Origin of the sequence: Longimonas sp. (assembly GCF_040409695.1) — a bacterium.
In the GTDB taxonomy this organism is placed as follows: Bacteria; Bacteroidota; Rhodothermia; order Rhodothermales; family Salinibacteraceae; genus Longimonas.
The window spans coordinates 1-6,448 of record NZ_JARWGJ010000144.1 but is presented as its reverse complement, the minus strand read 5'-3'; the positions used below and the strand labels follow the sequence as shown (position 1 = coordinate 6,448).

The 6,448-nt window shown below is 57.7% G+C and carries 5 protein-coding genes; 2 read left to right on the top strand and 3 right to left on the bottom strand.

Annotated features, from left to right (window positions below):
* The first annotated feature begins 101 nt into the window (after window positions 1-101).
* Window positions 102-458 carry a hypothetical protein gene (locus PPP56_RS08915; protein ID WP_353563694.1) on the top strand — a complete coding sequence of 119 codons (357 nt, stop codon included), beginning with the start codon at window positions 102-104 and terminating at the stop codon, window positions 456-458.
* Window positions 346-1,005, top strand: coding sequence for an IS982 family transposase (locus PPP56_RS08910; RefSeq protein ID WP_353563693.1), 660 nt, complete (start codon window positions 346-348; stop codon window positions 1,003-1,005). The genes PPP56_RS08915 and PPP56_RS08910 overlap by 113 nt, the downstream gene beginning before the upstream one ends.
* A 1,000-nt stretch (window positions 1,006-2,005) precedes the next feature.
* Here the strand turns inward: PPP56_RS08910 and PPP56_RS08905 are convergent.
* The 3 genes from PPP56_RS08905 to metH form a co-directional block, all read right to left on the bottom strand.
* Window positions 2,006-2,671, bottom strand: coding sequence for an alpha/beta hydrolase (locus PPP56_RS08905; RefSeq protein ID WP_353563692.1), 666 nt, complete (start codon window positions 2,669-2,671; stop codon window positions 2,006-2,008).
* 44 nt (window positions 2,672-2,715) lie between these two features.
* Window positions 2,716-3,588 (bottom strand): alpha/beta fold hydrolase, encoded by an 873-nt coding sequence (locus PPP56_RS08900; RefSeq protein ID WP_353563691.1) that lies wholly within the window; start codon window positions 3,586-3,588, stop codon window positions 2,716-2,718.
* Window positions 3,589-4,090: 502 nt separating this feature from the next.
* A partial coding sequence (gene metH, locus PPP56_RS08895) for a methionine synthase (RefSeq protein ID WP_353563690.1) occupies window positions 4,091-6,448 on the bottom strand: 2,358 nt, incomplete at its 5' end.

The following is a 6,448-nucleotide window of genomic DNA, read 5'->3' as shown; positions in this document are numbered from 1 at the left end:
TAACGGCATGTGCGGGTTTTTTTGACAAGGAACAGGCAGAGCATCAAGCACCTCTGTGGTAGTGACCGCCACCACAAGAGCCTTGCCCAATACTCTGCCCTATGACCCTGGACGACTTTATCACTACGGTGTTCTGTGTGACCGATGATTTTATGCAGGCTGCTCTCGGGGGAGGGCGTCTCCGCAAGCGCGGCCCTCGCCCAACTGTTCCGGACAGTGTCGTCGTGACCTGCGAACTCGTGGGCGAGTTTTTGGGCTATGACACCGATAGTGGCATCTATCGCTACATCCGGCGCCATCACCTGAGTGGGTTCTTTACTGGACTTGTTTCCGGCGATGGGCCAGATCCACCGGACGACCTTTGCCCGGCAAGCGGCGAACCTCTGGACGGTCAAAGAACGGCTTCAAGCGCTGCTTCAACGTCTGATCTGTTGCGACCGACAGGTTTCGATTATTGATAGCTTTCCCGTCCCGGTCTGCCGGTTTGCACGAGCTAAGCGGTGCAAACGACTGGCTGGAATCGCCGCGTTTGGGTATGACGAACTGGCCCGTCAGACGTTTTACGGTTTGCGCGGTCATGTACGCATCGCCTGGCCGGGGGTGATCATGCGGGCGGAGCTCGCCCCCGCAAACACGAGTGACGTTCACATGGCCCCGCATGTGCTCGGCAGCGCAACGGGCGTGAGCCTCGCCGATCGGAACTACTGGAGCCCCCGGCTTTCTGAGCGTCTGCGCAAAAAAGGGATGGAGTTATTAGCTCCGTTCAAGACGAAGACGCATGAGACGTCCCCCTGGCCAATCACGCTTACGCAGAAGCGGCGCCGAATCGAGACCGTCATTGGGCAACTGACCGAGCGGTTTCATGCCAAGAAAGTCTGGGCCCGCGACCGGTGGCACGTGTACTCCCGCTGGATTCGCAAAATCACCAGTCATACCATGGCTCTTCTGCTGTGCCGACAACAAGGACTGCCGCCGTTGCGGTTTGCCAAACTGATTACCGACTGAAAATACTTGCACAACGCGTTAACTAATACTTGAGATGACGCCCTCAATTTTGTTTAGGTTGATTTTAGAAGAATGACAAAATCGAGCGACCATTTACTTCATAGCAGATGCTTAATCGCAGAGGGATCGTCACTTCTGACGAATGCTTATCTTTATCCTACCCATATCGAAATTAAAGGATGGACCTAGTCAGGACGTATCTCGCGTCGTATCCCTCTGCATGAAGTCACTCAAATCCGTTGGTGGGCAGGTGTGAGTAGAAAATCAAGCAGGAGGCTATTGCCGGTCAACCTGGAACTGACCCTTGAAGATACCCGCTTTTTCATTTACTTGCATGAGAAATCTGGGATATGGTATTATACATTGCGTCGCCTTTGTGAAGACGACATCTCCGCAACTGAGGAAGTCGCTTAAGGGGCTGGCCCGTGTTCGTACTCAGGTAAGAGAAAGGCGTACAACGAAACGTCATCAGTGGGCGATGCACCCCCCGGCATCTGATAGAAAATGTTCATAGGGGTAAGAACGTGTCGAATCGCCAAGTCCTCATCGTTTAACCATGAACCGCTACCCAGGAAAAATTATCATTGGGAAAGCGATCACTTAGCGTCTATCTACTACCTCTATCCTCAAGAAAGGCCTTCGCGAAAGGTGACAGGCACGCAGGCAATAGCCATCGCTAATAGCCCCATCCTAACGCACCAGCGGTAACCTTGAGAGAGTTCAGGTCGTATGCTTTCCAGGCAGGGCATTATCTCATAGTACTCGGAGAGTGCGAGAGGGCTGTAGCTCTCCCAGATGTAGCCGGGAGGTATGAACCTGTCGGTTTGGGAGCACGGAAGGTGCGAATGTCTGTGGAGAACACGCAAGACTTCGGTCCGCCGTCCCAATGCAGCCCGGCGGCTTCGACCACTTTGATGAAGGCGACGGTGCCGAGTAGACGGTGCGGGAGGCGCTTGCACGAGGCGGTTCAAATCCCGCCGGAGATGCAAGCGATATTCGTCTATGAACGCCCCGAGCGCTTTTGTCGCCGATATAGAAGGATGGTCATGAGGCCTGCTACAGCAACTACACTACCGCCGATGATCCATGCAGAGGGCACAAGTTCGATATCGAGTTCTGCCCGTACGATGCGCTCAGGGAAAGCGTGTGCATCGATCTCCCCAGCAAGAAAGTCGATTGTTCGCTCCCGCCCAAAAGCACGTGCCTCCAGCGCCCGCCAGCCATCGTGATCGCCCCGGACGACTTCGACAAGATGCGATTGGGGCAGTTTGGCAGCCACCTCGCGGGCATACGCTGGTGGGGTGAATCCGTCCAGCGTTCCTGCAAGCAGCACCACGGGATGCTCGGTTTGCGGTATTGCGCGCTCACGAGGCGGCAGTGCGGGTATGTCGAGTGCCGAACACGTCGCTCGGAGGTCTGCATCGACGATGTCGGGCCCGAAAATGAATTCGCTATTGCGGGTTGGTGCATCCGTGTCGGCAGATCTACAGTCGACCAGGAAGGACATGAGGTTCAAGGAACGCCCTTCTGTTCGCACTCGGTCGATCAGCTCAGCCCGTGCCTCCAAGATTTCGGAGTGGCGGCCGATTTCGAGTGCGGCCAGCAGCCGGGCGGCGGTACGGATGCCGTCGCGGTAGCCCTTGAGTCCGTCGGCTGACCACAGCATAACTTTGAGATCATACGCGCCAAAGGCCACAGGTCCGAAGCCGTTCACATCCGAAACAACCGGTTCCTGTTCGAGCCGATTGAGCTGTCTTTCGAGTGCCTGGTTGAAGTTGCCGAGCACCAGGTGCATCTGCCAGGACGGCTCCACGGCATTGGCCCCCGCTTCAGGTGGTCTACAACCAGAGCGGGATTGTCGAGCGTGTGGTTGGGGCCTTCTACGCCATAAAAAACGGCCCGGTGGATCCGTTCAGGATGTTCGCGCATGATGGTGAGGCCCAACTGCGAGCCAAAGCTTCCGCCCATCAGGTTGATGGTTTCGTAGCCGAGGGCCTCGGCCACATGGTCGATGTCTGCGGCCATCTGCAAAATATCGAAGGCGGAAAGCGGAATCTCTTCGGTGGCAAAACGCTCCTGGCACTCCGACATTGAGTCTGCAATCAGTGCGGTGTAGCGCGCTGCATTGAGTGGCTCATCGAGTGCCAGGTCAGCTTGAACCGTGCACGCGAGTGGGCGACCCGAGGTATCCGATCCGCGCTGCTCAACGAGTACGACATCGCTCTGCGCACGCATCGCATGCAGCCAGCCATTGAAGTCGGCATCTCCCTGCAGATCATCGAGGTAGGTGTTGCCGGGACCGCCCGCAAGCAAAAAAATGGGTGGGGCGGGCTCTTCTGCCGAGGTGCGCAGGCGCAGCACCGGAAGCTCGAAGGTGCTGCTGGTGGGGCGTTCGTGAAACCAGGGGGTGACGACCGTGCCGCGCTCAACCTGACGTTCACCCGCTGCAGTCATCACCGTATCGTTAGCAAGCTGGGCTGAGGCAATGCGTCCGTAGAGGCCGGCCATGACCAGCGCAAGGAGAACAACCCCCCCGCTGAACCTCAGGCACGCAGCAGGTGGCAGCATCATTTGTCTATCCATACAACCGTAGTGTTGTGTCAACCCTCATTTTGGTGGTTGCCCGGGCATCATTCCCCTTAATCGCATCGTTCATTGCATCAATGGATACTGCCTCACAAATAGATGGAGGGGGGCGGTTCAATGCTAAGTGATGGAAGGAATGAGCCTGTAGCCGGAGACGGGGAGCGCCCCCGTTCGCCTGAGGAACGGTTTTTTATCAGGAGAGCGATCACTTAACGTCTATCTACTACCGTATGATTTATCATGGTAGCGTCGTTATAACGTATTGCTTTGACAAACTTTAGGTCGTTTGAAAGCACAGAATCCCTCCTCCCAAATCCGCCCTCCTCTGAGGGGGACTGCATGAGAGCGTCCTACGGTTCCTTCCTCCTCGGGGAGGAAGGGTAGGATGGAAGGGAAAGCATCCATCGAAGCCCTGTCATTCAGGGGTGACATAGTGGTGGCCACTCCTCATAATCAGGGGTAGCGTTACGCAGCTTCTTGCTGTCCACGCGCTCTGAACTTACACCGCCACCGCTTCTGGCTCGTCCTGATACTCCGCCGGGTCGTACGCCAGCCGATCGGCGAGCCACTGCTCAATTTCGGCGACCTCCATGTTCTTGCGGGATGCGTAGTCTTCGATCTGGTCGCGCTGAAACGTGCCCACGTTGTAGTAACTCGCTTCCGGATGCGCGAAGTAAACGCCGCATACCGACGCACTGGGGTACATCGCAAGGTTCTCGGTGAGTGAGATATCGGTGTGCTTCTCGACACCCATCAGGTCCCAGATAAGCGGCTTCTCGGTGTGATCGGGACACGCCGGGTAGCCCGGTGCCGGACGAATCCCGCGGTATTTTTCGCGAATCAACTCCTGGTTAGAGAGCTCTTCGTTGGGGGCATACCCCCAGTAGTCGGTGCGTACCTGCTGGTGCAAGTACTCGGCAAACGCCTCCGCCAGCCGATCGGCCAGCGCCTGCGCCATGATGACGTTGTAATCGTCCTGCGCAGTCTTAAAGTCCTCGATGATGTGCTCCAGTCCAATGCCTGCAGTAACAGCAAAGGCACCGATATAGTCGTTGACGCCACTGTCTTTAGGGGCTACGTAGTCGGAGAGGGCGCGGTTGGGCATATCGCCACGCTTCTCGGTCTGTTGGCGCAGCGAGTGCAGCACGGTAGCTACCTGCGTGCGGGTGTCATCGGTGTACACCTCAATGTCGTCGCCTATGCGGTTGGCCGGATACAGCCCGATGATCCCATTGCAGGTGAGCGAACGGCGCTGCGCAAGCCGGTCGAGCATTGCATTGGCATCGTCGTACAGCTGACGGGCCTCCTCCCCCTTCTCTTCATCATCAAAGACCGCAGGGTACTTCCCACTGACATCCCACGCGATGAAGAAGGGCGTCCAGTCGATATATTTGCGGAGCGTATCGATGGGCACCTTCGGGAAGACGGTGGTGCCCAGCTTGTTCGGCGTGGTAATGGGCACCTCGTCCCAGTTGCTGGTGAAGCGGTTGGCACGAGCCTCCTCAATAGACAGATACGTCTTGCGCCGTCCACCTCGCTTGTGGCGGGCACGAAGCGTTTCGTATCGCTCTTCCACCTCGCGCAGAAAGGTGTCGCGCAGGTCCTCGGCCACCAGATTCCCCGTTACGTTCACGCTGCGTGAGGCATCCAGTACGTGCACAACCGGACCGCTGTAGTGCTCGGCAATCTTTACGGCGGTGTGGATTTCGGAGGTGGTGGCGCCGCCAATAAGGAGCGGAATGTCGAATCCCTCTCGCTCCATCTCTTCGGCTACATGCACCATCTCATCGAGTGACGGCGTGATGAGTCCGCTCAGCCCAATGATGTCGACGTCGTGCTCGCGCGCCTTCGCCAGGATCTCCTGGGCCGGCACCATTACGCCCAGGTCGACTACGTCGTAGCCGTTGCACTGTAGCACCACCCCGACAATGTTCTTGCCGATGTCGTGCACATCGCCCTTCACGGTAGCCAGGAGCACCTTCGGGTTGTCGGTGTCTTCACGGGGGGCTTCGCCGGCAGCCTCGCGGCGCGCGTCTTCAGCGGCCTGTTCTTCCTCGATATAAGGACGCAGGTGCGCTACGGCTTTTTTCATGACGCGTGCGCTCTTTACGACCTGAGGCAAGAACATCTTGCCATCGCCAAACAGATCGCCGACCACGTCCATGCCATCCATGAGCGGACCTTCGATCACGTCGAGCGACTCGTCGTACTTCTGGCGCGCCTCTTCCGCATCCTCTACGATATGATCGAGGATGCCCTTCACAAGCGCGTGCTCGATGCGCTGCTCGACCGGCTCCTCGCGCCACTCGGCAGTCTGCTCTTCTTGTTCGCTGTCGTCTTCCTGCGCGGCGATTTCCTCGGCCAGGTCGACCAGCCGCTCGGTGGCATCGTCGCGGCGGTTGAAGAGCACGTCTTCGATGTGCTCGCGCAGGGTATCATCGATCTCGTCGTAGACCTCGATCTGCCCGGCGTTGACGATCGCCATGTCCATGCCGCGCTTGATGGCGTGGTAGAGGAAGATGGTGTGCATGGCCTCGCGCACGCGGTTGTTGCCGCGGAAGGAGAAGCTGATGTTCGAGAGTCCGCCCGACACTTTAGCATGCGGCAGATTCTCCTTGATCCACTCGGTGGCTTCAAGAAAGTCGATGCCGTAGGTGGCGTGCTCTTCGATGCCGGTGGCGATTGCGAAAATGTTGGGGTCGAAGATGATGTCCTGTGGCGGAAAGCCGACTTCGTCGACGAGCAGGTTGTAAGCCCGCTCGCAGATCTCGATTTTGCGTTCGTACGTGTCGGCCTGACCGTCTTCATCGAAGGCCATCACAATAACTGCAGCCCCGTAGCGACGACAGAGGCGCGC